This window comes from Streptomyces sp. NPDC097640, assembly GCF_040302705.1.
In the GTDB taxonomy this organism is placed as follows: domain Bacteria; phylum Actinomycetota; class Actinomycetes; order Streptomycetales; family Streptomycetaceae; genus Streptomyces.
The window spans coordinates 254389-280304 of the sequence record NZ_JBEOSB010000007.1 but is presented as its reverse complement, the minus strand read 5'-3'; the positions used below and the strand labels follow the sequence as shown (position 1 = coordinate 280304).

Here is a 25916-nt window from a genome sequence, read left to right as displayed (position 1 = left end):
CTCGGAGGCGGCTAGTGTGTGTTGCTGAGATGGCCGGCGACATCTGTGGGGCAGTCTGTGCGTGAATATCTGCTGACTCTGTGCATCACGGCCGCGGTCACCTATCTGCTGACCGGGCCGGTTCGTAAGTTCGCCATTGTGGTGGGCGCGATGCCGGAGATCCGCGCGCGCGATGTGCACCGCGAGCCCACACCGCGGCTCGGCGGTATCGCGATGTTCGGCGGGCTGTGCGCGGGGCTGTTGGTGGCCGCGCATCTGACCAATCTCAAGGGCGCCTTCGAGCTGTCCAACGAGCCGCGCGCGCTGCTGTCAGGGGCGGGGCTCATCTGGCTGCTGGGGGTGCTGGACGACAAGTGGGGCGTGGACGCGCTGATCAAGCTGGGCGGCCAGATGATCGCCGCCGGTGTGATGGTGCTCCAGGGCCTCACCATCCTGTGGCTGCCGGTGCCCGGGGTGGGCCCGGTGTCGCTGACGCCCTGGCAGGGCACGCTGCTCACGGTCGCGCTCGTGGTGATCACCATCAACGCGGTGAACTTCGTGGACGGCCTGGACGGCCTGGCCTCCGGCATGGTGTGCATCGCGGCCGCCGCGTTCTTCATGTACGCGTACCGCATGTGGTACGGCCACGGGCTGGAGTCGGCCGCCCCCGCGACCCTGTTCGCCGCCATCCTGATGGGGATGTGCCTGGGCTTTCTGCCGCACAACATCCACCCCGCCCGGATCTTCATGGGCGACTCCGGCTCGATGCTGATCGGCCTGGTGCTGGCGGCGGGCGCGATCTCGGTCACGGGCCAGGTGGACCCGGACTCGCTGAGGCTGTGGGCCGGCTCCGAGACCGCCGCGGTGCACGCCACCGTCCCGGTCTACATCCCGCTGCTGCTGCCGCTGACCGTGATCGCGGTGCCGTTCGCCGACCTGGTGCTGGCCATCGTCCGCCGCACCTGGCGGGGCCAGTCGCCGTTCGCCGCGGACCGCGGCCATCTGCACCACCGACTGCTGGAGATCGGCCACTCGCACAGCCGCGCGGTGCTGATCATGTACTTCTGGTCGGCGCTGATCGCCTTCGGCGCGGTGGCGTACTCGGTGAACTCGGTCAGCATGTGGTTCGTGCTCTCGATCGTCGCGCTGAGCGCGACGGGGCTGGTCCTCCTGCTGCTGCCGCGCTTCACCCCGCGGGTGCCGCGCTGGGCGGAGAGTTTCGTTCCGCCGCGGTACCGCCGCCGCAAGGGCCCGGTCGCCGCGGCCTCGCGGGAGATCGCGCGGGAGGCATCCGCCGGAGCGCCGGACGCAGAGCCGGAGCCCGCGCCGGGGTGCGAGCCGGTGGGCCGGATCCCGGCGGGGATCAATGGGGCCACCGCGATCGGCGACCGCTCCCGCTTCACCCAGCGGGGCAAGATCGGTAGCTCTCGGTGAGGTCCGCCGAGCGCTCCGAGTGATCAATTTCCGATTTCGCCTTCCCGTTATCGCTTTCCGGGCAACAGCCCCATAAAGGGCGGTTCGCAGTCGTCAACGCATGATAGGTTGGCTCACCCTCCCGTGTGACGTGCAGCACATTCGGCAGGTAAAGACCTCATCAAATAGTTTGTGATACCGTTCACGAAAACCCGGTGCCAGAGCCGAAGGGCCGTAGTGCGACTGTCCTTCGTCGTGAGGTTCCTTTCACTTCCGGGGATACGCTCGTCAACGACGAACCGTTGCTTCCGACTCTTGCCGGAGAACCCTTTCATGCAGTCCAACGACGCCCGAACGCTCCTGCAGTGTGCCGTGCCCACCGCAGCCGTCGGCGCCGCCGCCGTTGTCGTCGGTGCCGTACTCGCCGGTGGCAAAGGCGCGTTGGGAGCCGCGTTCGGGGCGATCCTGGTAACCGCGATCATGACCGTCGACCTGATCGTGCTGGTGCGCACCGCGAACAAGCTTCCGCAGATCTTCCAGATGATGGGTCTCGCGCTCTATGCCGTGCAGTTCCTGCTGATGGCATTGGTACTCGCCATCTTCAAGGACACCACGCTGTTCAACACCAGGGCCTTCGCCTTCGCGCTGCTCGCCGCGACGCTGACGTGGATCACCGCGCAGACCCGCGCGCACATGAAGGCCAAGATCTTTTACGTGCAGCCGGAAGCGGAAGACGAACGGAACCCGGCGGGGGAGAAGAAGGCTTCTCCCGCCGGGTCTCCATCGTGAGCTGTAGGGCCGGTATAAGGGCACGTCCGCTCACCTGCTATCGTCCGGTGCCATCTGAGGCACAGCGGGCGCAGGCGGCTGAACCCCCGGATTCCACGGGACGGAATCGGCGGCCCATGCAGCTGCTGCCCACCGACTACACCGGACTTGTGCCGACAAGCCGCCCCCACATTCGTAAGACCAGTCCAGTGCCGTTCCGTGGCCATGTGCCGCGCCGACACAACGAGGTTGCCGTACCCATGCGCCACGCTGAAGGAGCTCGCGGTGAGTCCTGACCAGACGCTCGCCTTCGAGACCGATTGCCACATCTTCGAAGGGTGCGGCTTCCCGGCCCCCGGGCTCCACTCGTTCACGTTCGAGCCGATCGCCACGATCGGCGGCTTCGAGATCAACAAGCCGATGCTGCTGGCGCTCCTGAGCACCGTGGTCGTGGTGGGCTTCTTCTGGGCCGCCTTCGGCCGGGCCAAGGTCGTCCCCGGCAAGCTCCAGCTGATCGGCGAGGCGGGCTATGACGTCGTGCGCCGCGGCATCGTCTACGAGGCCCTGGGCAAGAAGGAGGGCGACAAGTACGTCCCCCTCATGGTCTCGCTGTTCTTCTTTGTCTGGATCATGAACCTCTGGTCGATCATTCCGGTCGCCCAGTTCCCGGTGACGTCGATCATCGCCTTCCCGGCCGGCCTCGCAGCGATCGTCTACATCCTGTGGGTGAGCCTGACCTTCCGGAAGCACGGCTTCGTCGGTGGTCTGAAGAACATCAGCGGCTACGACAAGTCGCTGGGCGCGGTGCTGCCGCTGGTCATGGCCCTGGAGCTGCTCTCCAACCTGATCATCCGGCCGTTCACCCACGCCGTCCGGCTGTTCGCCAACATGTTCGCGGGTCACGTGCTGCTGCTGATCTTCACGATCGCCAGCTGGTACCTGCTGAACGGCATCGGCATCGCCTACGCGAGCGTCTCGTTCGTGATGGTCATCGCGATGACCGCCTTCGAGCTGTTCATCCAGGCCCTTCAGGCCTACGTCTTCGTCCTGCTGGCCTGCGCCTACATCCAGGGCGCTCTCGCCGAGCACCACTGAGCCACCGGCCAGTCCCGTCCCAAACAGGCGTCCGGTGGCCAACCCCCACCGGTCCGTGAAAGAGAAGGAAGAAACGGCATGTCCGCTCTCCAGACCCTCGCTGCCGACGCTGTCCAGCTCAAGGGCAACCTCGGTTCGATCGGCTACGGCCTCGCGGCCATCGGCCCCGGCGTGGGCGTCGGCATCATCTTCGGCAACGGCACCCAGGCGCTTGCCCGGCAGCCCGAGGCGGCCGGTCTGATCCGCGCCAACCAGATCCTCGGCTTCGTTCTCTGTGAGGCGCTCGCCCTGATCGGTCTGGTCATGCCGTTCGTCTACCCCTACAAGTGACCGCGGCGGCTGACCGGTCCCCCGGACGAAAGGCAATGATGTGAACGCCCTGGTGACCCTGGCGGCTGACAAGCCGGAGAACCCGCTCATCCCGCCGATTCCCGAACTCGTCATCGGCCTCATCGCCTTCGCCATCGTCTTCTTCTTCCTCGGCAAGAAGCTCCTCCCGAACATCAACCGGGTTCTGGACGAGCGCCGTGCGGCGATCGAGGGCGGCATGGAGGAGGCCGACGCGCGCAAGGCCGAGGCCCAGCAGGTCCTCGAGGACTACCGCGCCCAGCTCGCCGACGCCCGTCACGAGGCCGCGCGACTGCGCCAGGAGGCGCAGGAGCAGGGTGCCGCGCTCATCGCCGAGATGCGCGCGGAAGGCCAGCGGCAGCGTGAGGAGATCATCGCCGCCGGCCACGCCCAGATCGAGGCCGACCGCAAGCAGGCGGCGCAGACGCTGCGCCAGGACGTGGGCAAGCTCGCCACCGACCTGGCCGGCAAGATCGTCGGCGAGTCCCTCGAGGACGTCGCCCGCCAGGGCCGCGTCATCGACCGGTTCCTCGACGAGCTCGAGACGAAGGCTGACGCCGCGGCCGAGACGAAGGCCGAGGCCGGCCGATGAACGGAGCGAGCCGGGAGGCACAGGCCGCCGCACGCGAGCGCTTCGACGCGCTGACGGACAGCGTCTCCGTCGACGCCGTGAAGCTCGCGGACGACCTGGCCGCCGTCACCGCGCTGCTCGACCGCGAGGTCTCGCTGCGCCGGGTCCTCACCGACCCGGCGCAGCCCGGCGAGGCCAAGGCCGAGCTGGCCGCGCGCCTGCTGACCGGGCAGGTCGGCGGCGAGACCGTCGACCTGGTGTCCGGAATGGTCCGGTCCCGCTGGTCGCGCTCGCGCGACCTGGTGGACGCGATCGAGGAGCTGGCGTCCTCCGCCGACCTCGTCGCGGCCCAGCGGGCCGGTGCCCTGGACGACGTCGAGGACGAGCTGTTCCGGTTCGGCCGGATCATCTCCTCCTCCACCGAGCTGCGGTCCGCGCTGACCGACCGGGTCGCGACCACCTCGGCCAAGGTCGCGCTGGTGCGCGAGCTGCTGGGCGGCCGGACCAATCCGGCCACCGAGCGGCTGGTCAGCCGTCTTGTGACTCAGCCGCGGGGACGTAGCCTGGAAGCGGGGCTCGAGGGCCTCTCGCGGCTCGCCGCGACCCGCCGCGACCGCCTGGTCGCGGTGGTGACGTCGGCTGTGCCGCTCAGCGACCGGCACAAGCAGCGTCTCGGTGCGGCTCTGGCGAAGCTGTACGGCCACAAGGTGCACCTCAACCTGGATGTGGACCCCGCGGTCCGCGGCGGGATCGAGGTACGCATCGGCGACGAGATCATCGACGGCACCATCGCCGAGCGCCTGGACGAGGCGGCCCGGCGGATGGCCGGCTGACCCGGCCGTACCAACTCAAAAGCCAACTCAACAAGCATGTAAGCGGCCCGAGTTGGGCCGTAGTCAGATACTTCGGGCCCAACAAGGAGAGCAGGGAACCCAGATGGCGGAGCTCACGATCCGGCCGGAGGAGATCCGGGACGCACTGGAGAACTTTGTCCAGGCGTACAAGCCGGACGCGGCCTCGCGCGAGGAGGTCGGTACGGTCACCGTCGCCGGCGACGGCATCGCGAAGGTCGAAGGTCTTCCCTCGGCCATGGCGAACGAGCTGCTGAAGTTCGAGGACGGCACCCTCGGCCTCGCCCTCAACCTCGAGGAGCGCGAGATCGGCGCGGTCGTCCTCGGTGAGTTCAGCGGCATCGAAGAGGGCCAGCAGGTGCAGCGCACCGGCGAGGTGCTCTCGGTCGCCGTCGGCGAGGGCTACCTCGGCCGCGTCGTCGACCCGCTGGGCAACCCGATCGACGGCCTCGGCGAGATCGAGACCGAGGGCCGCCGCGCCCTCGAGCTTCAGGCCCCCACGGTCATGGACCGCAAGTCGGTCCACGAGCCGATGGAGACCGGCTACAAGGCCGTCGACGCGATGACCCCGATCGGCCGCGGCCAGCGTCAGCTGATCATCGGCGACCGGCAGACCGGCAAGACCGCGCTGTCCGTCGACACGATCATCAACCAGCGTGACAACTGGCGCTCCGGCGACCCGAAGAAGCAGGTCCGCTGCATCTACGTCGCCATCGGCCAGAAGGGCTCCACCATCGCCAGCGTGCGCGCCGCGCTGGAGGAGGCCGGCGCCCTGGAGTACACGACGATCGTCGCCGCCCCGGCGTCCGACCCGGCGGGCTTCAAGTACCTGGCCCCCTACACCGGCTCGGCCATCGGCCAGCACTGGATGTACCAGGGCAAGCACGTCCTGATCGTCTTCGACGACCTGTCCAAGCAGGCCGACGCCTACCGCGCCGTCTCGCTGCTGCTGCGCCGTCCGCCGGGCCGCGAGGCGTACCCCGGTGACGTCTTCTACCTGCACTCCCGGCTGCTGGAGCGCTGCGCCAAGCTCTCCGACGAGATGGGTTCCGGCTCGATGACCGGTCTGCCGATCGTCGAGACCAAGGCCAACGACGTCTCGGCGTTCATCCCGACCAACGTCATCTCCATCACCGACGGCCAGTGCTTCCTGGAGTCCGACCTGTTCAACGCCGGCCAGCGCCCGGCTCTGAACGTCGGTATCTCGGTCTCCCGCGTCGGTGGCTCGGCCCAGCACCGGGCCATGCGGCAGGTCTCCGGCCGGCTCCGGGTGGACCTCGCCCAGTTCCGTGAGCTCGAGGCGTTCGCCGCCTTCGGTTCCGACCTGGACGCGGCCTCCAAGGCCTCGCTGGAGCGCGGTTCGCGCATGGTCGAGCTGCTCAAGCAGCCGCAGTACGCCCCGTTCGCCACCGAGGACCAGGTCGTCTCCATCTGGGCCGGCACCACCGGCAAGATGGACGACGTTCCGGTCGGGGACATCCGCCGCTTCGAGAGCGAGCTGCACGACTACCTGCACCGTGAGCACAAGGGCCTGATGACCAGCATCATCGAGGGCGGCAAGATGTCCGATGACACCATCGGCGCGCTCGGCGAGGCCGTCGACAGCTTCAAGCGCCAGTTCGAGACCTCGGACGGCAAGCTGCTGGGCGAGGGCTGAGCATGGGTGCCCAACTCCGGGTCTACAAGAGGCGGATCAAGTCCATCTCTGCGACCAAGAAGATCACCAAGGCGATGGAGATGATCGCCGCCTCGCGCGTCGTCAAGGCGCAGCGCCAGGTGGCCGCGTCGACTCCGTACGCCAGTGAGCTCACCCGGGCGGTGGGCGCGGTGGCCACCGGCTCCACCACCAAGCACCCGCTCACCACCGAGGCGGAGACCCCGACCCGGGCCGCGCTGCTGCTCATCACCAGCGACCGCGGCCTGGCCGGCGGCTACTCGGCGAACGTGATCAAGGCGGCCGAGCAGGCCACCAAGGCCCTCACCGAGCAGGGCAAGGAGGTCGACACCTACATCGTCGGCCGCAAGGGTGTCGCCTACTACGGCTTCCGTGAGTACAAGGTCACGGAGTCGTGGACCGGGTTCACCGACAACCCGACCTACGCGGACGCCAAGAAGATCGCGGGCCCGCTGATCGAGGCCGTGCAGCAGGACACCGCCGAGGGCGGCGTGGACGAGCTGCACATCGTCTACACCGAGTTCGTCTCGATGCTGACGCAGACGCCGGTCGACAACCGGCTGCTGCCGCTGAGCATGGAGAAGACGGCGGAGGAGACGGCGGCGAAGGATGTCATCGCGCCGCTGTACGAGTTCGAGCCGTCGGCGGAGGAGGTGCTCGACGCGCTGCTGCCGCGGTACGTCGAGTCCCGTATCTACAACGCCCTGCTCCAGGCGGCAGCGTCCAAGCACGCGGCCACCCGCCGGGCGATGAAGTCGGCGACCGACAACGCCGAAGAGCTCATCAAGTCGCTCTCGCGGCTTGCCAACGCGGCCCGCCAGGCCGAAATCACCCAGGAAATCAGCGAGATCGTCGGTGGCGCGAGTGCCCTGGCCGACGCCTCTGCGGGGAGTGACTGACAACTATGACCACCACTGTTGAGCCGACCGCTCCTGCCGGCGTGGCCACTGGCCGCGTCGCGCGGGTCATCGGCCCGGTCGTCGACGTGGAGTTCCCCGTCGACGCGATGCCGGAAATCTACAACGCACTGAACGTCGAGGTCGCGGACCCCTCCGAGGAGGGCAAGACCAAGACGCTCACCCTCGAGGTCGCCCAGCACCTCGGTGAGGGCGTGGTTCGCGCCATCTCGATGGAGCCCACCGACGGTCTGGTCCGCCAGGCCCTGGTGACCGACACCGGCGACGGCATCACCGTCCCGGTCGGCGATGTCACCAAGGGCCGGGTGTTCAACACCCTGGGCAAGATCCTCAACGAGCCCGAGGCCGAGTCCGAGGTCACCGAGCGCTGGTCCATCCACCGCAAGGCCCCGGCCTTCGACCAGCTCGAGTCCAAGACCGAGATGTTCGAGACCGGCCTGAAGGTCGTCGACCTGCTGACCCCGTACGTCAAGGGCGGCAAGATCGGTCTGTTCGGCGGCGCGGGTGTCGGCAAGACCGTCCTCATCCAGGAAATGATCATGCGTGTGGCCAAGCTGCACGAGGGCGTTTCCGTGTTCGCCGGCGTCGGCGAGCGCACCCGTGAGGGCAACGACCTGATCGAGGAGATGGCCGAGTCCGGCGTTCTCCCGCAGACCGCGCTGGTCTTCGGCCAGATGGACGAGCCCCCGGGCACCCGTCTGCGGGTCGCCCTGGCCGGTCTGACCATGGCGGAGTACTTCCGCGATGTGCAGAAGCAGGACGTGCTGTTCTTCATCGACAACATCTTCCGCTTCACCCAGGCCGGTTCCGAGGTCTCGACGCTGCTCGGCCGTATGCCCTCCGCGGTGGGCTACCAGCCGAACCTGGCCGACGAGATGGGCATCCTCCAGGAGCGCATCACCTCGACCCGCGGTCACTCGATCACCTCCATGCAGGCGATCTACGTCCCCGCGGACGACCTGACCGACCCGGCCCCGGCGACCACCTTCGCGCACCTCGACGCGACGACGGTGCTCTCCCGTCCGATCTCGGAGAAGGGCATCTACCCGGCGGTGGACCCGCTGGACTCCACCTCCCGGATCCTGGACCCGCGTTACATCTCGCAGGAGCACTACGACTGCGCCTCGCGGGTCAAGTCCATCCTCCAGAAGTACAAGGACCTCCAGGACATCATCAACATCCTGGGCATCGACGAGCTCGGCGAGGAAGACAAGCTCACCGTCTTCCGCGCCCGCCGTATCGAGCGCTTCCTGTCGCAGAACACCCACGCGGCGAAGCAGTTCACCGGCGTCGACGGCTCGGACGTGCCGCTGGACGAGTCCATCGCCGCGTTCAACGCGATCGCCGACGGTGAGTTCGACCACTTCCCGGAGCAGGCGTTCTTCATGTGCGGTGGCCTGGACGACCTGAAGGCCAAGGCCAAGGAGCTGGGCGTCTCCTGAAGCCCGGTCTTCCGGAAGTCCGGTCTTCTGAAGAAGCCTGGCCTTCTTGAAGCTGGACCTTCGATAAGCCCGAGGTCAACCGGAGAGGGGTGGGCCGCGTCCCACCCCTCTCCGTACGCCCGTTATCCTTTGACGAAAGCCCTGTCGCACCCGGCAGGTGAAGACCCGAGGAGCCACGTTGGCTGCTGAGCTGCATGTCGAGCTGGTCGCGGCGGACCGTAGTGTCTGGTCCGGCAAGGCCTCCTTGGTCATCGCGCGCACCACATCCGGTGACATCGGCGTCATGCCCGGCCACCAGCCGCTGCTCGGTGTGCTGGAGTCCGGCCCGGTGACCATCCGCACGAGCGAGGGCGGAACGGTCGTCGTCGCGGTGCACGGTGGGTTCATCTCGTTCTCGGACGACAAGCTCTCGCTGCTCGCCGAGATCGCGGAGCTGTCCGACGAGATCGATGTCAAGCGGGCGGAGCGGGCGCTGGAGCGTGCCAAGGCAGAGGCTGACGCCGCCGCCGAGCGGCGTGCCGACGTCCGGCTGCGCGCGGTGGCGGGAGCGCACTGAAGCCTGTCACGAACGGTCGAAACCCTCAGCCGCGGGCCGCGTGGGAACTTCCCTGCGCCGGTCCGCGGCTGAGGCGATGCAGGTGCGGTTTTTCCGGATGACGCGAGGAGGTCGGTGAAGATGGCCCTCGCTCTGCTTGTGTGCGGCGTGGTCGTAGCGCTGGTGGTCGTGGGACTCTTCGTCTTCGGTCTGCGGCGGCGGCTGATCCAGCGGTCCGGCGGAACCTTTGACTGCTCACTGCGCTGGGACGCGCCCGGCCCCGAGGCCGAGCCGGAACCCAGCGGCAAGGGCTGGGTGTACGGCGTCGCTCGCTACAACGGTGACCGGATCGAGTGGTTCCGGGTCTTCTCCTACGCGCCCAGACCGCGCCGGGTCCTGGAGCGCGCCTCGATCGAGGTGCTGGAGCGGCGTACGCCGAAGGGCGAGGAGGAACTGGCGCTGCTCTCCGACGCGGTGGTGCTGGCCTGTCTGCACAGCGGCACCCGGCTGGAGCTGGCGATGAGCGAGGACGCGCTGACCGGCTTTCTGGCCTGGCTGGAGGCCGCCCCGCCCGGCCAGCGGGTGAATGTGGCATAGGTTTTGAATTCTCTTAATGGGTCGCCTGAAAGAAGGGGGCCCATTTTGTTGTTTCGTGTCCACTGGATGGGCGTGATATGGCTCACGGTGGAATGCGTTCTGCGCTCGTCGTGGATGTGGCACGATCGGGGCGTAGCCGCATTCGATCTTGTTTTCGGTCCGGCGGCGCGGGGGAAAGGCTTTCGCTTCATATGGCGTGCGCCTGCGTATGGCGTGCCGATATCGCTTGCTTTCCCTCCTGGTACGGCCGCGGCGCGGAAGTCTTCCCCCGAGCTCTGCGCCGCGGCTCCCCACCCTCTGTGGGGTCAGCCGACTCCGCCCAGCTCCTGGGCCAGCACCGCCGCCTGCACCCGGCTGCGCAGCCCCAGCTTGCCGAGCACCCTGCTGACGTGGGTCTTCACGGTGGCCTCCGCCATGGCGAGGTGATCGGCGATCTCGGCGTTGGACAGGCCCCGGCCCAGTGCGCCCAGCACCTCCCGCTCGCGCGGGGTGAGGGAGGCGAGCGCCGCCGGGTCGGCGGTGGCGGCGGCCGGCGCGGGGTTCGGCCGGGCGAACTCGGCGATCAGACGGCGGGTCACGGCCGGGGCGATCATGCCCTCGCCGCGGGCCACCGTCCGTACGGCCTCCAGCAGGCCCGCCGCGTCGCTGTCCTTGAGAAGGAAGCCGGCCGCCCCGGCGCGCAGGGCGCCGAAGACATACTCGTCGAGGTCGAAGGTGGTCAGGACCAGTACGTCGGCCAGCTGCTCGGCGACGATCTCGCGGGTGGCCGAGACCCCGTCCAGACGCGGCATCTGAACGTCCATCAGCACCAGGTCGGGCCGCAGCTCCCGGGTCAGGCGGACGGCCTGCTCGCCGTCGGCCGCCTCCGCGATCACCTCGATGTCGGGGGCGGAGCGCAGGATGAGCACCAGCCCGGCCCGTACGGCCGACTGGTCCTCCGCGACCAGGACGCGGACCCTGGACGATTCAGCCTCCCCCTGAGGCCGCGGTGCGTTCACTGTGTCAGGGCTCCTTTGCCGTCGAGGGGCAGCGCCGCCCGTACCCGCCACACCGGTCCGGCCGGCTCGGGGTGCGGGCCGGCTTCGAGGGTGCCGCCGAGCAGGGAGACGCGCTCCCGCATCCCGATGACGCCCATGCCGGAGCCGGGCGCGCGGGGTCCGGGGCGGGTGTCGAACGGGCTGGTGACGCCGACCTCCAGGACGCCGGCCCCGGCCGGACCGTCGGCGCCATGGCCGAGGCGTACGGTCACCTCGCCGGGGGCCGCGTGCTTGAGCGCGTTGGTCAGCGACTCCTGGACGATGCGGTACGCGGCGAGCTCGACCGGCGCGGGAAGCGCTGCGCCCGGCGCGCGCTCGTCGCGCAGCGCGAACTTCAGCCCGCTGACGGCGGGGGCGTCCGCGCGGGCGCGTTCGATCAGCGCGTCGAGGGCGTCGAGGGTGGGCGCCGCGGTGGGCTCCGTCGCCCCGCCCGCGTCGCGCAGCAGCTCGATCAGCTGACGCATCTCGGCCAGGCCCCGCACGCTGTTCTCCCGGATGACGCCGAGCGCGTCGTCCGTCGCGGCGGCGTCCCCCAGGGACAGCGCGGCGGTGGAGTGGATGGCGATGGCCGACAGATGGCCGGCGACCCGGTCGTGCAGCTCGCGGGCCATGCGGGCGCGCTCGGCCACCACGGCCTCCCGCCGGTCCAGCTCGGCCAGCAGGGCCGTCCGCTCGGCCTCCAGCCGGGCGGCCTCGGCGGCCTCCTGGTGATTGCGCACGATCGCCCCGGTGCCGGCCGGGGCGAAGGTGAGCAGGGCGGTGACCAGGCCGATGAACAGCGACTCGGGGGTGCGCAGCAGTGCCAGCGGCACGACCGTGGCGACCACGGTGGTCGCCACAGACGCGGGCGGCAGCCGCCGGGCCAGGGAGGGCGGTCCGTAGAGGACCGCCGCGTACACCAGGTCCGTGTACATCAGGACGGTCGCGATGAGCGAGCCGCCGCACAGGTCCACGGCGAGGGCGGCGGTGCCGAGCGCCAGGGCGGTGCCCGGGGCCATGCGGCGCAGCAGTTCGGCGGCCGCCATGGCGGCCAGCGCGGTGACCGTCGACCACGGGGGCAGCGTGATGGGCGACAGCTCGCCCAGATACACCCCGCCGCGCAGCCCGAGACCCATCAGCAGCAGCCCGCCCAACAGCCCGCCTACGGCGATGGCGACGTCGACGCGGTGCGGCGCCGGAAGGCGGGACGGCATGGGTCCATCACAACACGCCGCCGCTGGGCCTGCGTCCCCTTCCCGACGGGCCCGGGCCGCGCCGCCGTACATCGAAGGATGCAGTCCGGTCTCGTCGTCGCCGACGACGCGGCGGCCCGGATCTCGCGGGACGGTAGGGGAGACGGGCAGGAGAAGGGAGAACGGGCCGTGATCGTGGGACTGATCGTCGCCAGCGAGGTCGGCTTCTGGGTGGTGCTGCTCGGCGGCCTGTGTGTGCGGTACGTCCTGCGGAAGCCGCGGGCCGGGGCGGCGCTGCTGGCCTGTGTGCCACTGCTGGACGTGGTGCTGCTGACCGCGACCGTGATCGATCTGCGGCGGGGCGCCGAGCCGTCGACCGCGCATGGGCTGGCCGCGGTCTACCTGGGCTTCTCCATCGCGTACGGGCACTACATGATCAATTGGGCGGACGGGCGCTTCGCCCACCGGTTCGCGGGTGGGCCGCCCCCGGTCAAGCCGCCCAAGTACGGTGCGGCGCGGGTGAGGCACGAGTGGCGGCTGTGGCGGATGACGCTGATCGCCGCGGTGATCGCGGTGGCCGTGCTCCAGGCGTGCATCTGGCTGATCGGCGACGGGGACCGCAGCGAACCGATGGTGGCGTGGCAGGGGCAGATGCTGACGGTCGCGGGCATCCACCTGCTGGTCGCCGTCTGCTACACGGTCTGGCCGCCCAAGGACAAGAAGCAAGCGGAAGAGAGGGACCGGGGCCGGCCCCGGTCCCTCACCAAATCCTGATCAGCGGTTCTCGCCGGGTACCCACAGCACGTCCCCGACCTCCTTGTTGGCCTCCCGGGCCAGGATGAACAGCAGGTCGGAGAGGCGGTTGAGATAGGTGGCGGCGAGCGGGTTCATGGACTCCCCGTACTCGTCGAACGCCGCCCACGTCGAGCGCTCGGCCCGGCGTACGACGGTGCACGCCTGGTGCAGCAGGGCCGCGCCGGGCGTGCCGCCGGGGAGGATGAAGCTGCGCAGCTTCTCCAGCCCTTCGAGGAAGAGGTCGCAGTCCGCCTCCAGCTTGTCGATATAGCTCTGTTCGACGCGCAGCGGCGGGTGCTCGGGGTTCTCGACGACCGGGGTGGACAGGTCCGCGCCCACGTCGAACAGGTCGTTCTGGACGCGGACCAGCACGTTGACGATCTGTGGGGGCAGCGCCCCCAGCGCGATGGCCACCCCGATCGCGGCGTTCGCCTCGTTCGCGTCGGCGTATGCGGCGATCCGCGGATCCGTCTTGGCGGTGCGGCTCATGTCGCCGAGGGTCGTGGTGCCCTTGTCCCCGGTGCGCGTATAGATGCGGGTGAGTCTGACCATGCGTCCGAGCCTACGCGCGGGGGCTGGAGAACGGTCGCTACGCCCCGGCCTTGCGGAACACCCGAGTGCCGATCGTCATGGACACCGCGCACAGGGCGAGCCCGACCAGCGCGCCGACACCGACCGTGTCCCAGCCGTAGTCCCCGACGTACGCGGCGCGCACCGCGTCCACGAGGTAGCGGAACGGCACACAGCGCGAGACGGCGTCCAGCCAGCCCGGGGCCAGGGCCATCGGCAGCAGGATGCCGGAGAGCAGCATCGCGGGCATGTTGACGGTGCTGATGACCGGGGCGAACCCCTGCGGGCCGTCGACCCGCATGGCCAGCGCGTACGACAGCGAGGCCAGCGAGATGGTGAGCAGGCCGACGAAGACGAAGCCGACGACCACCCCGAGCACCGGGGCGCGCAGCCCCAGCGGGACGGCGGCGATCACCAGCACCAGCGACTGGACCAGCAGTTGGACCACGTCCTTGAGCGCGCGGCCCAGCAGCAGCGCGAGCCGGCTGACGGGGGTGACCCGCATCCGCTCGATCACCCCGAACTGCTTCTCCAGGAGGATACCGAAGCCCGCGAACGCGGCGCTGAACAGGCCGAGCTGGATGAGCAGTCCGGGGACCAGCGTCTGCCAGGAGTCGCCCTCGCCGCCGAGCGGGACGTCGCGCAGCAGGGGGCCGAAGAAGACGAGGTAGAACATGGGCTGGAGCAGCCCGAAGGCCACGGCGACCTTGGAGTTCATGGCCTGGCGCAGATAGCGGCCGAAGATCAGGCCGGTGTCGGAGAGCAGGTTGGACACGGCGTAAGGCTCCTGGGTCGTCAGACGGCGATGGGGGCGGGGTCGGGGTCGGGCCGCTGTGCGCCGCGCCCGGTGATGGCGATGAAGGCGTCCTGGAGGGTGGCGTCCGGCGATCCGCCGTACTCGGCCTTGAGCCGCGCCGCGGTGCCCTCGGCGACCACCGTGCCCTTGTCGACGATGACGAGCCGGTCGGCGAGCGCCTCCGCCTCGTCGAGGTAGTGGGTGGTCAGGAAGACCGTCATGGCGTGCCCGGGTGAGCGTGTCTCGGGGCGCTGCGCGGGCTGGACTGAGGAGCCGCGCAGCGACGAAGGAGCGAGCAGTGACGAGGGAAGCCCGTGCGTTGGAGCGCCCTGAGACTGAGCGGGGAGAGGAGCGCGCAGGCGTCGGATCAGCTCCCACAGGTCGGCGCGGCTGCCCGGGTCGAGCCCGGTGGTCGGCTCGTCGAGGAAGAGGACGGCGGGGCGGTGGGTGAGGCCCATGGCGATGTCGAGGCGGCGCCGCTGCCCGCCGGACAGGGCGCCGCACTTGCGGTCCAGCAGCTCGGTCAGGCCGAGGTCGGCGGCGAGTTCCTCGGCGCGGGCGGCCGCCTCGGCCTTGCCGAGCCGGTAGAGGCGGCCCTGGGTGGTGAGTTCCTCGCGGACGGAGACGGACGGGTCGACGCCGCCGGACTGGGCGACGTACCCGATCTTCCGGCGCACCCCCGCCGGGTCGCGGGCGAGGTCGTGCCCGGCGACGGTCGCGGCCCCGCCGGTGGGCGGGAGCAGCGTGGTGAGCATGCGCAGGGTCGTGGTCTTGCCCGCGCCGTTGGGGCCGAGGAAGCCGAGGATCTCGCCCGGCCGGACGGTGAGGTCGATGCCGCGTACGGCCTCGACGGGGCCGTGCTTGGTCTGGAAGGTCCGGGCGAGCCCGGCCGTGCTGATGACAGGCATGCGCCTAGAAAAGCAGGGAGACTTAAATTTTGCAACGACCCCAAAAATTAAGAGGCTCCATCGAAGCTAGGATGAGGCCATGGCGGAAGGACTCAGGGAGCGGAAGAAGCGGCAGGTCAAGCAGCGCATCTCGGACATGGCCACCGCGCTGTTCCTGGAACACGGCTTCGAGGCGGTCACGATCGCGGCGGTCGCCGAGGTCGCGGACGTCTCGGTCAACACCGTCTACAACTACTTCCCCGCCAAGGAAGACCTCCTGTTCGACCGCGAGGACGAGGTCGTCGAACGCCCCTCGCGGCTCGTCCGGGAGCGCGGAGAGGGCGTGCCGGCGGTGCGGGCGGTGCTGGACCGGCTGCGCCAGGACGTCGCGGAGCGCAACCCGTACGCCGGGATGGACCCGGGCTACGCACGCTTCATGCAGGTCATCCAGGAGTCGCCGACGCTGATGGCCCGGCTGCTGCGGATGCAGGGCCAGATCGTCGACCGGCTGGCCACCACCCTGCGGGAGGAGACCGGCGCCGCCGCGGACGACCCGACGCCCGAGTTCATCGCCCACCAGCTCGTCGGCATGCAGAACGCCGTCCACCGCAACATCGCGCGCTGCCATGCCACGGGCGGCACCCCCGAGCAGCTCTCCGCGGAGCTGCTGCGGCAGATCGACGTCATGGAGTCGCTCCTCAGTGAGAGCGTTCTCAACTATGCGGTGAAGAACACACCGTGACGCGCCTTACTAGGGGCTGCCACAAGGGGTGAACGGGCGTTAAGGTCCGGCCATTGGCGTCAGTTACTCAAAGTACGAAAGGACGTGGACGTGGCCAGGAAGCTCGCGGTCATCGGTGCCGGACTCATGGGATCCGGCATCGCGCAGGTCTCCGCCCAGGCGGGCTGGGACGTGGTGCTCCGTGACGTGACCGACGAGGCGCTGCGCCGCGGCACCGACGCCATCCGGGCCTCGTACGAGAAGTTCGTCGCCAAGGGCAAGCTCGAGGCGGAGGCCGCCGAGCAGGCGCTGGCGCGCATCACCACCACGACCGACCTGGACGCCGCCGCCGACGCGGATGTCGTCGTGGAGGCCGTCTTCGAGAAGATCGAGGTCAAGCGGGAGATCTTCCGTACGCTCGACGGCCTGGTCAAGGACGAGACGATCCTCGCCTCCAACACCTCCGCCATCCCGATCACCAAGATCGCGGCGGCCACCGAGCGCCCCGAGCGGGTCGTCGGCACCCACTTCTTCTCGCCCGTGCCGATGATGCAGCTGTGCGAGCTGGTGCGCGGATACAAGACCAGCGACGAAACCCTCGCCGCCGCCCGGGAGTTCGCCGAGGGCGTCGGCAAGACCTGCATCGTCGTCAACCGCGACGTCGCGGGGTTTGTCACCACCCGGCTGATCTCCGCGCTCGTCGTCGAGGCGGCCAAGCTGTACGAGTCCGGGGTGGCCACCGCCGAGGACATCGACATCGCCTGCAAGCTGGGCTTCGGCCATGCGATGGGACCCCTCGCGACGGCCGACCTGACCGGCGTGGACATCCTGCTGCACGCCGCGGAGAACATCTACACCGAGTCCCAGGACGAGAAGTTCGCGCCGCCGGAGATCATGCGCCGCATGGTCGACGCCGGGGACATCGGACGCAAGAGCGGCGGCGGGTTCTACCGCTACTGACCGCCGGTACTGGCTGCCGGTACCGACCCGCCGGTACCGACCCGGCGGCACCGATCCGGCCCGGCATGGACGCTCTATCTGCCCCTGACGCACATCTCAAACGCAATCGGGGGCAGACGCACCCTTGCGGGTGAATTCGGTATCGGTTCGCTTACAAGCGGCAACTTCACCGCATGAGACACAGTCAATTCGGTAGACCAGATTGACAAATGGGAGACAGGGGGCGCCCCCGCCGACGAGAGCTGGGGGAGCGCCACATTGGGGAGCGCATATGTATATCAGGGGCGACCACGCCGAGCTCGCCGTCGGGGGCCGACTCGACGTCCGGAGCGCGGCGGACGCCCGTACGGCCTTGCACACCGCCCTTGAATCCGGCGGCGGGGACCTCGTACTCGACCTGACCGAGCTCGACTCCTGGGACGCCACCGGGCTCGGCGTGATCATGGGGGCGCACCGGAAGGCCGGCCGAGCGGGCCGGCGGCTGGTGCTGCGCGGGGTGCCGCCCCAGATGCAGCGGCTGCTCGTGGCCACCCGGCTGCACCGGATCCTGGCCATCGAGGGCGGACTCGAAGTGGAGTCGCTGCCGCGCGTGTGAGTGCGGGAACGTAGCGGGCCGTCAGATGGCGTGAAGGCTCCGGGACGGGGCGCGGGGCGGCGCGAAACCCCTTCCCGTCGGTGGATACTGTGTGGAGATCTAGGGTTCGGTCACTCCGCCGGACACCATTCCCTACGGCGGGCACCGCACCGGACGAGACGGCAAGGCGAGCGTGCGGACAGGCCGGAAGCCGGACAGAACGCCACGCACCTGGGGGGCTTTCACCATGGATCCGACGAACCACAGACCGGAGGAGCCCGGTCGTGACCACCCGACCCCGCGCCCGGCCCCGCGCCCGGCCGAGGGCCACCGGCCCACGCCCCCGCCCGTGCGCACGGTCCAGCTGGTCTCCGGCGACTACCTGCTGACGATCAACCCGGTCGACGGCAGCGAGATCGAGCCCTGCCCGCCCGGAGAGCGGCCCGACTTCCCCGAGCGCCGCGGCCCCGACGAGCGCGCCGAGCTGCGCCGCGCCGCCGCCCCGCCGCTGCCCGCGGGCGCGGTGCGCTTCGAGGTGCCGGTGCTGGAGCGCGAGCGCCTCACGCGGCTCCTCGCCCGCGGCCGTTCGGTGCGGGTCACCGGGCCCTCCGGCGCGGGCCGCAGCACGCTGCTGGACGCCGTCGCCGCGGACTGCGAGACCCTGGCGCCCGACGGGGTGATCCGCCTCTCCGGCTACCGCCGCACCCCCACCGACCTCCTGTACGAGCTGTACGCGGCGGTCTACCGCGCCCCCCTGTACCGACCCGACCGCACGGAGCTGTTGGCGGCGGTCGCGGAGGTCGGCGCGGTCGTCGTCCTGGACGACATCGAGTTCGGCGGCGCCGCGCTGGACGAGTTCCTGGACGCGACGCCCGAGTGCGCCTTCCTGATCTCGGCCACCCCCTCCGTCGCGGCGCCCTCCGCCGACTCGCACCTCGAGGAGGTCTTCCTCGCCGGGCTGAGCCGCAGCGGGTCCCTGGATCTGCTGGAGCGGGCCGTACGGCGCCCGTTGGCGGAGGACGAGCGGGGCTGGGCCGCGGACCTGTGGTTCGAGTCCGAGGGGCTGCCGCTGCGGTTCGTCCAGGCGGGAGCGCTGCTGCGGCAGCGCGACGCGCTGCGCGCCGAACAGGCCGCTCCCGAGGAGGAGGCGGTTTCTTCTGACGCCATGGGCCCTGCCGACGCCTCGGGCACCGCCGGGCACTCGGACGGGGCCGGGGCACGCGACATCCCGCTGCCGACGCTCGCCGAGGGCGCGGCCCCCGTCGCGCTGATCGCCTCCCGGCTGAGCGAAGCGGCCCGCGACACCCTGCGGTTCGCGGTCGCGCTCGGCGGCGAGTGCCCGCACCAGTCGCATCTGCCCGCGCTGGCCGGGGACACCCACGCCGACACCGCGCTGGGCGAGCTGATCGCCGGCGGCCTGGTCACGCCCGCCGGGCCGCACTACCGGCTGGCGGTCGGCGTGGCCGACCAACTGGCCGCCGACGGCTACGCGGACGGGCAGTCCGAGCGGGCGAGCGCCGTCGCCCAGCACTACGCCTGGTGGACCGGCCATCCCTCGGTCGCCCCGGAGCGGGTCGCCGTCGAGGCCGACGCGATCCTCACCGCCATGGCCGCCCTGGTCGCCGCCCGCGAGCCGGGCCGCGCCGAGACCGCCGTGCTGCTGGCCCGCAGCGCCACCCCCGCCTTCGCCGCCGCGCTGCACTGGGGCGCCTGGGAGCGCGCCCTGCGCCACGGCCAGGAGGCCGCACGGCTGGCGGGGCAGATCGCCGAGGAGGCGTACTTCCACCACGAGCTGGGCGTCCTCGCCCTGTGTACGGGCAATCCGGACCGGGCGCGGGCCGAACTCGAGGCGTCCATCGGGCTGCGCGGCGTGCTGGCCGACAAGCGCGGCACGGTCGCGGGCCGGCGCGCCCTGGCCCTGGTCACCGACCGCACCCGCGGCTCGGCGGGCCCCGGCGTCTTCGCCGCGCCCGGCGGCCGTACGGGGGCGGGCGAGGAGGGCCTGGACGCGCGCCACGACACGTCGGCCGCGCCGCTCGGCGGGGTGTCCGCGGGGCGGCCGGACCCGGCCGACACGGAGATCACGGTCGTCACGCCGCGGGTCGAGACGACCACGCGCATCGACCGCACCGATGTGCTCGCCGCGATCGGCGGGGCCGGCGCGGGCGGCCCCGAGGGCAAGGGCGGCGGAGCCGGTGCGGGCCGCCAGGGCGGCGGCCGGACCCCGCTGGGCCGCCGCATCGCGGCGCTCCCCCGCACCCGGCGCAATCTGCTCGCGGCGGGCGCGGGCGCCCTGCTCGTGGCCGTCCTCGGCACGGTGGTGGCCCTCGGTATCGCCTCGGGCGACGGGGACAAGGGCTCCACCGACACCGTCAAGCCCGGCCAGTCGTCCTCCCGGAAGGACGACGACAAAGGGCTGACCGCCGAGGAGCCCACGAGTGACGCGGGCGAGAGCGGGCAGCCGGGCCCCAGCAGCGCCCCCGGGACGCCCACGGCCCCGTCCACGCTCGGCAGCGACTCGCCCAGCGCCTCCGAGAGCCCGACCGCCCCGTCGTCCAGCGGCGAGGCATCGCCCACGACCGAGCCGCCGTCCCCGTCCTCGTCCGGGCCCACCACGCGCCCCCCGACCCACCGCCCGACGACGCCGCCGACCACCCCGCCGACGCCCACCAAGACGCCCCCGACCACCCCGCCCACCACTCCGCCCACCAGCTCCACCACGAGCCCCGGCGGCGACACCACCAACACGGCCAGCGGACCGGCGACCACGGCGAGCACCCCCCCGACCTCGCCGGGGTCTTCGGCGTCCTCGGCGAACGTGTCGGCGTAAGGCGCGATGGCGGCATACAGCACGCGGCGCGGCCCGGCGATGCCGGACCGCGCCGCGGCGCGTTGCGGGCCGAATCGGCCGCGGGGTCAGAACAGCCGCAGCTTGTCGTCCTCGATGCCGCGCAGCGCGTCGTAGTCCAGCACGACGCAGCCGATGCCGCGGTCCGTCGCCAGCACCCGCGCCTGGGGCTTGATCTCCTGCGCCGCGAAGATCCCCTTCACCGGCGCCAGCAGCGGATCGCGGTTGAGGAGTTCCAGATAGCGGGTGAGCTGCTCCACACCGTCGATCTCCCCCCGCCGCTTGATCTCCACCGCGACGGTGGCGCCGTCGGAGTCCCGGCAGAGAATGTCCACGGGGCCAATGGCAGTGGGGTATTCACGCCGAATAAGCGTCCAGCCATCGCCAAGTGTCTCGATACGGTCGGCCAGCAACTCCTGGAGGTGCGCCTCCACCCCGTCCTTGATCAGACCGGGGTCCACGCCGAGTTCGTGCGAGGAGTCGTGCAGCACTTCCTCCATGGTGATGATGAGCTTCTCGCCGGCCTTGTTCACCACCGTCCACACATCGCCGTCGCCCTCCTTGAGGGTGCACGGCGGAGACATCCAGTTGAGGGGTTTGTAGGCCCGGTCGTCCGCGTGGATCGAGACACTGCCGTCGGCCTTCACGAGGATCAGACGGGGTGCCGAGGGGAGGTGGGCCGTGAGCCGGCCGGCGTAGTCCACGGAGCAACGGGCGATGACGAGACGCATGGTCGGCAACGCTACTCGACGGCGGGTGGCCTACGCGATTCGCCCGACCATGGCCCCCTTCGAGAGTGGCTGGTTGTGAACGCATTCTCCTGGTGCGCCCGCAGTGGCCGAATTACCGTTGAAGCGGGCGGTCGTCATACGGGTACGCTCCGTCGCCGTCCGCTCATCCGTCCCTGAGACCCCGGTCCCCGGGGTCGCGAGAGGAGATTCCATGTCGCTCGACGTCTCACCGGCCCTCCTTGCACAGGCCGAGCGAGGCGAGGTCGACGAAGCCGACTTCGTCGACTGCGTCCGGACCTCCCTTCCCTACGCATGGGAGATGATCAGCTCGCTGGTGGCCCAGTTGAAGGTCGACGGCGGGGAATTCGCCGACAACCAGACGCCGCCGCCGGACGAGCAGGCCCGCGGCCAGCTGCTGCGGGCGCTCGCGAGTGACGCGATACGAGGTGCGCTCCAGCGCCACTTCGGGGTTCGGCTCGCCTTCCAGAACTGCCACCGCGTGGCGGTGTTCCCGCTGGACCCGTCGGTTGACGAGAGACTCGCCCGCTTCACGTCGACGCGCGGGCAGCTGCTGAACCAGTCCCCCGAGCTGCGCGACTGCTGACCCGAGTGTCCGCTGCCGCTCCATGAGGGGGAGGTGTCCTGAGCGCGGAGGTCCTCGGTGCGGCGGAGGTCTTCAGCGCAGGAGCGGCAGCACCTCGGCGCCCAGCCGGCGCACGTTCTCCTCCGTGGTCGCCAGGTCTCCCGAGCCCTCGACCAGCAGCGCGAAGCGGCGGATGCCGGTGCGCTCCGCCGTCGCCGCCAGCCGGTCCGCGCACAGCCGGGGCGGCCCGACCGGGTGCAGCCCGCACAGCAGCTCGGCATAGGCCAGCGGGTCGCGCATCCGGCGCGGCCGTCCGTCCACCGTCACATGCGCGTCGAGCCCCTGGCGCAGCCAGCCGGGCATGGCCTTGACGAGGGTCTCCACCGCCGCGGGGCGGGCGTCCGCGACCTGCACCACCCCCGCCGAGACATGCTCGGCCGCCACCGCCGCCACCTTCTCGGGGGAGTGGCCCGCCGCGAGCGCGGAATCTCGCCACAACGTGACCGCCTCGGCTTTCTCATCGTCCCCACAGTGCATCCCCAGCATCATGGGCAACGCGCGCTCGGCGGCCAGCCGCACACTTCCCGGTGAGGTACAGGCCACGATCACCTGGGGGCCGGGTGCGCCCTGCGCTTCGTTCCCCAGGGCCTCGACACGCAGCGCCTCGACACGCAGCGCCTCGTCGGGGCGCGGTACGACCGGCACCTCGCGGAAGACGAACCTTTCGCCCGCCGCGGCCACCCGCGGCTCGCGCAGCCAGCGCAGCAGCAGGTCCAGCGATTCGGGGAAGTCCCGCTCGTACGCCCGCAGACCGGTGCCGAACACCTCCAGGTCGACCCAGGGCCCGCCCCGGCCGACCCCCAGCGTGAAGCGCCCCCCGGAGACGAGGTGGAGCAGCGCCGCCTGCTCACCCAGCGCGACCGGATGCGCGGTCGGCAGGACGCTGACCGCCGTGCCGACGCCTATCCTGCGGGTACGGCCGAGCAGCAGCGCGGCGAGCGTGACCGCCGACGGGCACACCCCGTACGGAACGAAGTGGTGTTCGGCGAGCCATACCGCGTCCAGCCCCGACTCCTCGGAGAGTTGCGCGGACCGTACCGCCCGGTGCAGCGCCTCCCCCTGGCCCTGACCCGGGAATTGAGCGGCGAGGATGAAAGCCCCCACGCGCATTGCCATCTGCCTCCTCTTGCGGCCGCCGCCGCCGACATGGGCACCCTCCCCCGCACAGGCAATAACGCCTGACACGTGCCAAAGGCACGGCCTGGCAAGAAATTCTCATGATGATCGGAGGACGGTTGTGGACACGGCTTTCCGGGACCGTGACGGTAACGCGTACGCTGGTCACAGCCAGTAGCTCCCAGCGTCCTTCGAGGTGCCCCGTGTCCCCACGCCGAAACCGCCCGCGAGGCGGAGAGAAGCCGGTCGGCAGCCAAGACGAAGACCGCGCGGACCGCTATGGGCTGGAGTCGACCCAGAACTGGCAGGGCGAGGAGTGGGTGGTGCGCCAGGTCGGCGGTGGCGCCGCCGCCAAGCACTACCGCTGCCCCGGCTGCGACCAGGAGATCCCGCCCGGTGTGCCGCACATCGTGGCCTGGCAGCAGCACAGCGGCGTGGACGACCGCCGCCACTGGCACAAGTCCTGCTGGAACGCGCGAGACCGCCGGAGCGCGAAGCTCCAGCGGTCCCGTAACGCACCGAGGTATTGACCGGGGGATCAGCCCATCACACGTCGCGCTTCTCCAGCAGCGCGTACGCCGCGATGAACGCCGCGGCCGTGACCCCGGCCAGCATCCCCACCTGCGACCATCCGGTCCCGAGACTGTCGTCGACCTGGAAGAGCGCGGCCAGCGACTGGGGCGAGGAATACTTCTGCATCTTCTCGCCCAGCGTCTGAAGGCTGCTCGACATCATCAGGAAGGCGGGGAGGATGGCGGGCAGCAGCACCACACCGAGCATCGCGGTGATCGCGCCCGCGGAGTGCCGCAGCATGCTGCCGACCGCGAGCGACAGCAGCCCGAGCAGCGAGACATACAGCCCGGCCCCCAGGGTCGCCCCGACCAGCTGCTTGCTCGTCGGCTCCTGGACGCCCGTCCCGTTGTGCATCCCTGTGCTCACAAAGGCCACGAACGCGAGCGCGGCGGTCGTGGTCACAAAGGACACCAGGAAGAAGACGAGGGCCTTGGCGGTCAGCACGCGCGAACGCTGCGGCGAGGCGGTGAAGGTGGTGCGGATCATCCCGGTGCCGTACTCGGAGGTGACGACGAGCACGCCGAGCGTGACGATGCACAGCTGGCCCAGCAGCGTGCCGAACAGGCCGGGGATGGTGGTGGGGGTGCTGGAGTAGTCGCTGTCCTTGGTGCCCGAGGCCACGAGCAGCCCGATGCCGATGACCAGCGCGACCATGACGCTCAGCGTCCAGATCGTCGAGCGCACCGACTTGATCTTGGTCCACTCGGAGGAGAGCGCATTCCCCAGGTGCGTGCGCCGGATCGGGATCGGCGAGGTGTATCCGGCGACGGGGGCGGCGGAGGCGTAGGGCTGCTGCGGCGCGCCCGGCATCCCCGGCACGGCCTGCATGCCGGGCTGTGCCGCCTGCTGCGGCGCGTACTGCTGGGCCTGCGGGTGCGGCGTCTGCTGCGGGGCGGCCGGCATGCCCGGCGCGCCCGGCTGCTGCTGAGGCGGCTGCTGAGGCGCCTGCTGGGGCGGCTGCGGCGGGGTGGGCGGCTGGGACGCCTGGGCCGGCTGCTGGTAAGGCGTGGTCATCGGGCGTCCTCGCTGTCGCGCTTGTTCATGTCGGCGGGGGCCGGCGCGGCGGCCGGAGCCGGGGGAGCGGCGGGAGCCTGCGGCGCGGCGGGCGCGCCCTGCGCGGCCGGGAGCTGCTGCGGCTGCCAGGGGGCCTGACCCGGCGCGGGCTGGCCCGGCGCGGGCTGGCCCGGCGCGGGCTGGCCGGGCGCGGGCGGAGGGTTGTAGCCCGGCATGGCGCCCATGGGCGGATAGCCACCGGGCACGCCGCCCGCGGTCGGCGGGGCGTAGCCGTACGCGCCCTGCGGGGCCATGCCCGGCACTGCCTCCTGGAGCCCCGCCCGCTGGTCGGCGGTCGAGCGGTAGTCCACGGCGCCCTGCGTCATCCGCATGTACGCCTCCTCCAGCGACGCCTGGTGCGGGGAGAGCTCCCACAGGCGGACGTCCGCGCCATGGGCCAGGTCGCTGATCCGAGGCAGCGGCAGCCCGGTCACCCGCAGCGCGCCGTCCTGCTCCGGCAGCACCTGGCCGCCCGCCTCGCTCAGCGCGGCGGTCAGCTTCTCGCGCTGGTCCGGCTCCCCGTCGGGGGTGCGGACCCGCGCGAAGTCCGCGGAGTTGTAGGAGATGAAGTCCTTGACGCTCATGTCGGCGAGCAGCTGCCCGCGCCCGATCACGATCAGGCGCTCGGCGGTCAGCGCCATCTCGCTCATCAGGTGGCTGGAGACGAAGACCGTGCGGCCCTCGGACGCCAGCTGCTTCATGAGGTTGCGGACCCACAGGATGCCCTCCGGGTCCAGGCCGTTCACCGGCTCGTCGAAGAGCAGCACCTGCGGGTCGCCCAGCAGCGCGGCCGCGATGCCCAGCCGCTGCCCCATGCCCAGCGAGAACCCCTTGGACCGCTTCCTCGCCACGCTCTGGAGCCCGACCACGCCCAGCACCTCGTCGACCCTGCGGGCCGGAATGCCGGACAGCTGGGCCAGGCACAGCAGATGCTGGCGCGCGCTGCGGCCGCCGTGCACGGCCTTCGCGTCGAGGAGGGCGCCGACCTGCCGGGGGGCGTTGGGCAGCCGGCGGAAGGGGTAGCCGCCCACGGTGACATGGCCGGCGGTGGGCTCGTCCAGCCCCAGGATCATGCGCATCGTGGTCGATTTGCCGGATCCGTTGGGTCCCAGGAAGCCGGTCACCGTGCCCGGCCGCACCTGGAACGACAGGTTGTACACGGCCGTCTTGGCGCCATAGCGCTTCGTCAGGCCGACTGCCTCGATCATTCTCCGCCCCTCGTGCGATGCGTCCGGGGCGCGTGCCCCCG

Annotated in this window: 27 protein-coding genes; 18 read left to right on the top strand and 9 right to left on the bottom strand. The window is 70.8% G+C overall.

What is annotated here, in order from left to right; genetic code table 11:
* Window positions 1-45: 45 nt before the first annotated feature.
* The 11 genes from ABTY62_RS13540 (at window position 46) to ABTY62_RS13490 (ending at window position 10191) form a co-directional block, all read left to right on the top strand.
* Window positions 46-1413 (top strand): MraY family glycosyltransferase, encoded by a 1368-nt coding sequence (locus ABTY62_RS13540; RefSeq protein WP_352129569.1) that lies wholly within the window; start codon window positions 46-48, stop codon window positions 1411-1413.
* Window positions 1414-1725: 312 nt separating this feature from the next.
* Window positions 1726-2181: a Cg1360 family ATP-synthase-associated protein gene (locus tag ABTY62_RS13535; RefSeq protein WP_352129568.1), complete on the top strand. Its 456-nt coding sequence runs from the start codon at window positions 1726-1728 to the stop codon at window positions 2179-2181.
* Between the two features lie 264 nt (window positions 2182-2445).
* Window positions 2446-3255 (top strand): F0F1 ATP synthase subunit A, encoded by an 810-nt coding sequence (gene atpB / locus ABTY62_RS13530; RefSeq protein ID WP_311727895.1) that lies wholly within the window; start codon window positions 2446-2448, stop codon window positions 3253-3255.
* 78 nt (window positions 3256-3333) lie between these two features.
* Complete coding sequence (locus ABTY62_RS13525) at window positions 3334-3585, top strand: ATP synthase subunit C-like protein (protein ID WP_311727896.1); 252 nt, start codon at window positions 3334-3336, stop codon at window positions 3583-3585.
* A 40-nt stretch (window positions 3586-3625) separates the two neighbouring features.
* The gene (locus ABTY62_RS13520; RefSeq protein WP_311727897.1) at window positions 3626-4195 is read left to right on the top strand and encodes a F0F1 ATP synthase subunit B; all 570 of its coding nucleotides are present in this window, start codon (window positions 3626-3628) and stop codon (window positions 4193-4195) included.
* Entirely contained in the window at window positions 4192-5007 is an 816-nt protein-coding gene (locus ABTY62_RS13515) for a F0F1 ATP synthase subunit delta (RefSeq protein ID WP_352129567.1), read from the top strand. Before ABTY62_RS13520 ends, ABTY62_RS13515 begins: the two co-directional genes overlap by 4 nt.
* A 103-nt stretch (window positions 5008-5110) precedes the next feature.
* Window positions 5111-6682: a F0F1 ATP synthase subunit alpha gene (gene atpA / locus ABTY62_RS13510; RefSeq protein WP_352129566.1), complete on the top strand. Its 1572-nt coding sequence runs from the start codon at window positions 5111-5113 to the stop codon at window positions 6680-6682.
* A gap of 2 nt (window positions 6683-6684) precedes the next feature.
* Window positions 6685-7599 carry a F0F1 ATP synthase subunit gamma gene (locus ABTY62_RS13505; protein ID WP_352129565.1) on the top strand — a complete coding sequence of 305 codons (915 nt, stop codon included), beginning with the start codon at window positions 6685-6687 and terminating at the stop codon, window positions 7597-7599.
* A 5-nt stretch (window positions 7600-7604) separates the two neighbouring features.
* The gene (gene atpD / locus ABTY62_RS13500) at window positions 7605-9059 is read left to right on the top strand and encodes a F0F1 ATP synthase subunit beta (RefSeq protein ID WP_352129564.1); all 1455 of its coding nucleotides are present in this window, start codon (window positions 7605-7607) and stop codon (window positions 9057-9059) included.
* Window positions 9060-9237: 178 nt separating this feature from the next.
* Window positions 9238-9615 (top strand): F0F1 ATP synthase subunit epsilon, encoded by a 378-nt coding sequence (locus tag ABTY62_RS13495; protein ID WP_311727903.1) that lies wholly within the window; start codon window positions 9238-9240, stop codon window positions 9613-9615.
* A gap of 120 nt (window positions 9616-9735) precedes the next feature.
* Entirely contained in the window at window positions 9736-10191 is a 456-nt protein-coding gene (locus tag ABTY62_RS13490; RefSeq protein ID WP_311727904.1) for a DUF2550 domain-containing protein, read from the top strand.
* A 305-nt stretch (window positions 10192-10496) separates the two neighbouring features.
* On the opposite strand, the gene ABTY62_RS13485 is transcribed toward ABTY62_RS13490, so the two are convergent.
* The gene (locus tag ABTY62_RS13485) at window positions 10497-11189 is read right to left on the bottom strand and encodes a response regulator (protein ID WP_352129563.1); all 693 of its coding nucleotides are present in this window, start codon (window positions 11187-11189) and stop codon (window positions 10497-10499) included.
* Window positions 11186-12421 carry a sensor histidine kinase gene (locus tag ABTY62_RS13480; protein ID WP_352129562.1) on the bottom strand — a complete coding sequence of 412 codons (1236 nt, stop codon included), beginning with the start codon at window positions 12419-12421 and terminating at the stop codon, window positions 11186-11188. The genes ABTY62_RS13485 and ABTY62_RS13480 overlap by 4 nt, the downstream gene beginning before the upstream one ends.
* 78 nt (window positions 12422-12499) lie before the next feature.
* Here ABTY62_RS13480 and ABTY62_RS13475 point away from each other — a divergent pair, with 78 nt between their 5' ends.
* Entirely contained in the window at window positions 12500-13174 is a 675-nt protein-coding gene (locus ABTY62_RS13475; RefSeq protein WP_352129561.1) for a hypothetical protein, read from the top strand.
* Here the strand turns inward: ABTY62_RS13475 and ABTY62_RS13470 are convergent, their stop codons facing one another.
* Genes ABTY62_RS13470 through ABTY62_RS13460 form a run of 3 tightly spaced genes read right to left on the bottom strand, consistent with a single transcriptional unit; the run spans window position 13175 to window position 15469 of the window.
* Window positions 13175-13747: a cob(I)yrinic acid a,c-diamide adenosyltransferase gene (locus ABTY62_RS13470; RefSeq protein ID WP_352129560.1), complete on the bottom strand. Its 573-nt coding sequence runs from the start codon at window positions 13745-13747 to the stop codon at window positions 13175-13177. It abuts the gene before it with no gap.
* Window positions 13748-13784: 37 nt separating this feature from the next.
* The gene (locus tag ABTY62_RS13465) at window positions 13785-14540 is read right to left on the bottom strand and encodes an ABC transporter permease (RefSeq protein ID WP_352129559.1); all 756 of its coding nucleotides are present in this window, start codon (window positions 14538-14540) and stop codon (window positions 13785-13787) included.
* 20 nt (window positions 14541-14560) lie between these two features.
* Complete coding sequence (locus ABTY62_RS13460; protein ID WP_352129558.1) at window positions 14561-15469, bottom strand: ABC transporter ATP-binding protein; 909 nt, start codon at window positions 15467-15469, stop codon at window positions 14561-14563.
* A 79-nt stretch (window positions 15470-15548) separates the two neighbouring features.
* Here ABTY62_RS13460 and ABTY62_RS13455 point away from each other — a divergent pair, with 79 nt between their 5' ends.
* The 4 genes from ABTY62_RS13455 to ABTY62_RS13440 all read left to right on the top strand — a co-directional run bounded on the left by ABTY62_RS13455 (window position 15549) and on the right by ABTY62_RS13440 (window position 20533).
* The gene (locus ABTY62_RS13455; protein WP_311727911.1) at window positions 15549-16190 is read left to right on the top strand and encodes a TetR/AcrR family transcriptional regulator; all 642 of its coding nucleotides are present in this window, start codon (window positions 15549-15551) and stop codon (window positions 16188-16190) included.
* Between the two features lie 90 nt (window positions 16191-16280).
* The gene (locus ABTY62_RS13450; RefSeq protein WP_311727912.1) at window positions 16281-17129 is read left to right on the top strand and encodes a 3-hydroxyacyl-CoA dehydrogenase family protein; all 849 of its coding nucleotides are present in this window, start codon (window positions 16281-16283) and stop codon (window positions 17127-17129) included.
* A gap of 271 nt (window positions 17130-17400) precedes the next feature.
* A complete protein-coding gene (locus ABTY62_RS13445; protein ID WP_311727915.1) occupies window positions 17401-17724 on the top strand; it encodes an STAS domain-containing protein in 324 nt (107 codons plus the stop codon).
* A gap of 226 nt (window positions 17725-17950) precedes the next feature.
* The gene (locus ABTY62_RS13440) at window positions 17951-20533 is read left to right on the top strand and encodes an ATP-binding protein (protein ID WP_352129557.1); all 2583 of its coding nucleotides are present in this window, start codon (window positions 17951-17953) and stop codon (window positions 20531-20533) included.
* A gap of 86 nt (window positions 20534-20619) precedes the next feature.
* Here ABTY62_RS13440 and nucS read toward each other — a convergent pair whose 3' ends face one another.
* A complete protein-coding gene (gene nucS, locus ABTY62_RS13435) occupies window positions 20620-21282 on the bottom strand; it encodes an endonuclease NucS (protein ID WP_311727917.1) in 663 nt (220 codons plus the stop codon).
* Between the two features lie 211 nt (window positions 21283-21493).
* Here nucS and ABTY62_RS13430 point away from each other — a divergent pair, with 211 nt between their 5' ends.
* Window positions 21494-21886 (top strand): SCO5389 family protein, encoded by a 393-nt coding sequence (locus tag ABTY62_RS13430; RefSeq protein ID WP_352129556.1) that lies wholly within the window; start codon window positions 21494-21496, stop codon window positions 21884-21886.
* Between the two features lie 72 nt (window positions 21887-21958).
* On the opposite strand, the gene ABTY62_RS13425 is transcribed toward ABTY62_RS13430, so the two are convergent.
* Window positions 21959-23035 carry an LLM class flavin-dependent oxidoreductase gene (locus ABTY62_RS13425; protein WP_352129555.1) on the bottom strand — a complete coding sequence of 359 codons (1077 nt, stop codon included), beginning with the start codon at window positions 23033-23035 and terminating at the stop codon, window positions 21959-21961.
* A 209-nt stretch (window positions 23036-23244) separates the two neighbouring features.
* Between ABTY62_RS13425 and ABTY62_RS13420 the strand changes: the two genes are divergently transcribed.
* Window positions 23245-23571, top strand: coding sequence for an Rv1322 family protein (locus ABTY62_RS13420; protein WP_352129554.1), 327 nt, complete (start codon window positions 23245-23247; stop codon window positions 23569-23571).
* Between the two features lie 16 nt (window positions 23572-23587).
* On the opposite strand, the gene ABTY62_RS13415 is transcribed toward ABTY62_RS13420, so the two are convergent.
* The gene (locus ABTY62_RS13415) at window positions 23588-24628 is read right to left on the bottom strand and encodes an ABC transporter permease (RefSeq protein ID WP_352129553.1); all 1041 of its coding nucleotides are present in this window, start codon (window positions 24626-24628) and stop codon (window positions 23588-23590) included.
* The gene (locus tag ABTY62_RS13410; RefSeq protein WP_352129552.1) at window positions 24625-25875 is read right to left on the bottom strand and encodes an ABC transporter ATP-binding protein; all 1251 of its coding nucleotides are present in this window, start codon (window positions 25873-25875) and stop codon (window positions 24625-24627) included. The genes ABTY62_RS13415 and ABTY62_RS13410 overlap by 4 nt, the downstream gene beginning before the upstream one ends.
* Between the last annotated feature and the right edge of the window lie 41 nt (window positions 25876-25916).

Excerpts from the sequence above, each read along its gene's own strand:
- ABTY62_RS13535 (WP_352129568.1), top strand. The coding sequence starts at position 1,726 with ATGCAGTCCAACGACGCCCGAACGCTCCTGCAGTGTGCCGTGCCCACC.
- ABTY62_RS13525 (WP_311727896.1), top strand. The coding sequence starts at position 3,334 with ATGTCCGCTCTCCAGACCCTCGCTGCCGACGCTGTCCAGCTCAAGGGC.
- ABTY62_RS13515 (WP_352129567.1), top strand. The coding sequence starts at position 4,192 with ATGAACGGAGCGAGCCGGGAGGCACAGGCCGCCGCACGCGAGCGCTTC.
- atpA (WP_352129566.1), top strand. The coding sequence starts at position 5,111 with ATGGCGGAGCTCACGATCCGGCCGGAGGAGATCCGGGACGCACTGGAG.
- ABTY62_RS13505 (WP_352129565.1), top strand. The coding sequence starts at position 6,685 with ATGGGTGCCCAACTCCGGGTCTACAAGAGGCGGATCAAGTCCATCTCT.
- atpD (WP_352129564.1), top strand. The coding sequence starts at position 7,605 with ATGACCACCACTGTTGAGCCGACCGCTCCTGCCGGCGTGGCCACTGGC.
- ABTY62_RS13490 (WP_311727904.1), top strand. The coding sequence starts at position 9,736 with ATGGCCCTCGCTCTGCTTGTGTGCGGCGTGGTCGTAGCGCTGGTGGTC.
- ABTY62_RS13480 (WP_352129562.1), bottom strand. The coding sequence starts at position 12,421 with ATGCCGTCCCGCCTTCCGGCGCCGCACCGCGTCGACGTCGCCATCGCC.
- ABTY62_RS13475 (WP_352129561.1), top strand. The coding sequence starts at position 12,500 with ATGCAGTCCGGTCTCGTCGTCGCCGACGACGCGGCGGCCCGGATCTCG.
- ABTY62_RS13470 (WP_352129560.1), bottom strand. The coding sequence starts at position 13,747 with ATGGTCAGACTCACCCGCATCTATACGCGCACCGGGGACAAGGGCACC.
- ABTY62_RS13460 (WP_352129558.1), bottom strand. The coding sequence starts at position 15,469 with ATGCCTGTCATCAGCACGGCCGGGCTCGCCCGGACCTTCCAGACCAAG.
- ABTY62_RS13455 (WP_311727911.1), top strand. The coding sequence starts at position 15,549 with ATGGCGGAAGGACTCAGGGAGCGGAAGAAGCGGCAGGTCAAGCAGCGC.
- ABTY62_RS13445 (WP_311727915.1), top strand. The coding sequence starts at position 17,401 with ATGTATATCAGGGGCGACCACGCCGAGCTCGCCGTCGGGGGCCGACTC.
- ABTY62_RS13440 (WP_352129557.1), top strand. The coding sequence starts at position 17,951 with ATGGATCCGACGAACCACAGACCGGAGGAGCCCGGTCGTGACCACCCG.
- nucS (WP_311727917.1), bottom strand. The coding sequence starts at position 21,282 with ATGCGTCTCGTCATCGCCCGTTGCTCCGTGGACTACGCCGGCCGGCTC.
- ABTY62_RS13430 (WP_352129556.1), top strand. The coding sequence starts at position 21,494 with ATGTCGCTCGACGTCTCACCGGCCCTCCTTGCACAGGCCGAGCGAGGC.
- ABTY62_RS13425 (WP_352129555.1), bottom strand. The coding sequence starts at position 23,035 with ATGCGCGTGGGGGCTTTCATCCTCGCCGCTCAATTCCCGGGTCAGGGC.
- ABTY62_RS13415 (WP_352129553.1), bottom strand. The coding sequence starts at position 24,628 with ATGACCACGCCTTACCAGCAGCCGGCCCAGGCGTCCCAGCCGCCCACC.
- ABTY62_RS13410 (WP_352129552.1), bottom strand. The coding sequence starts at position 25,875 with ATGATCGAGGCAGTCGGCCTGACGAAGCGCTATGGCGCCAAGACGGCC.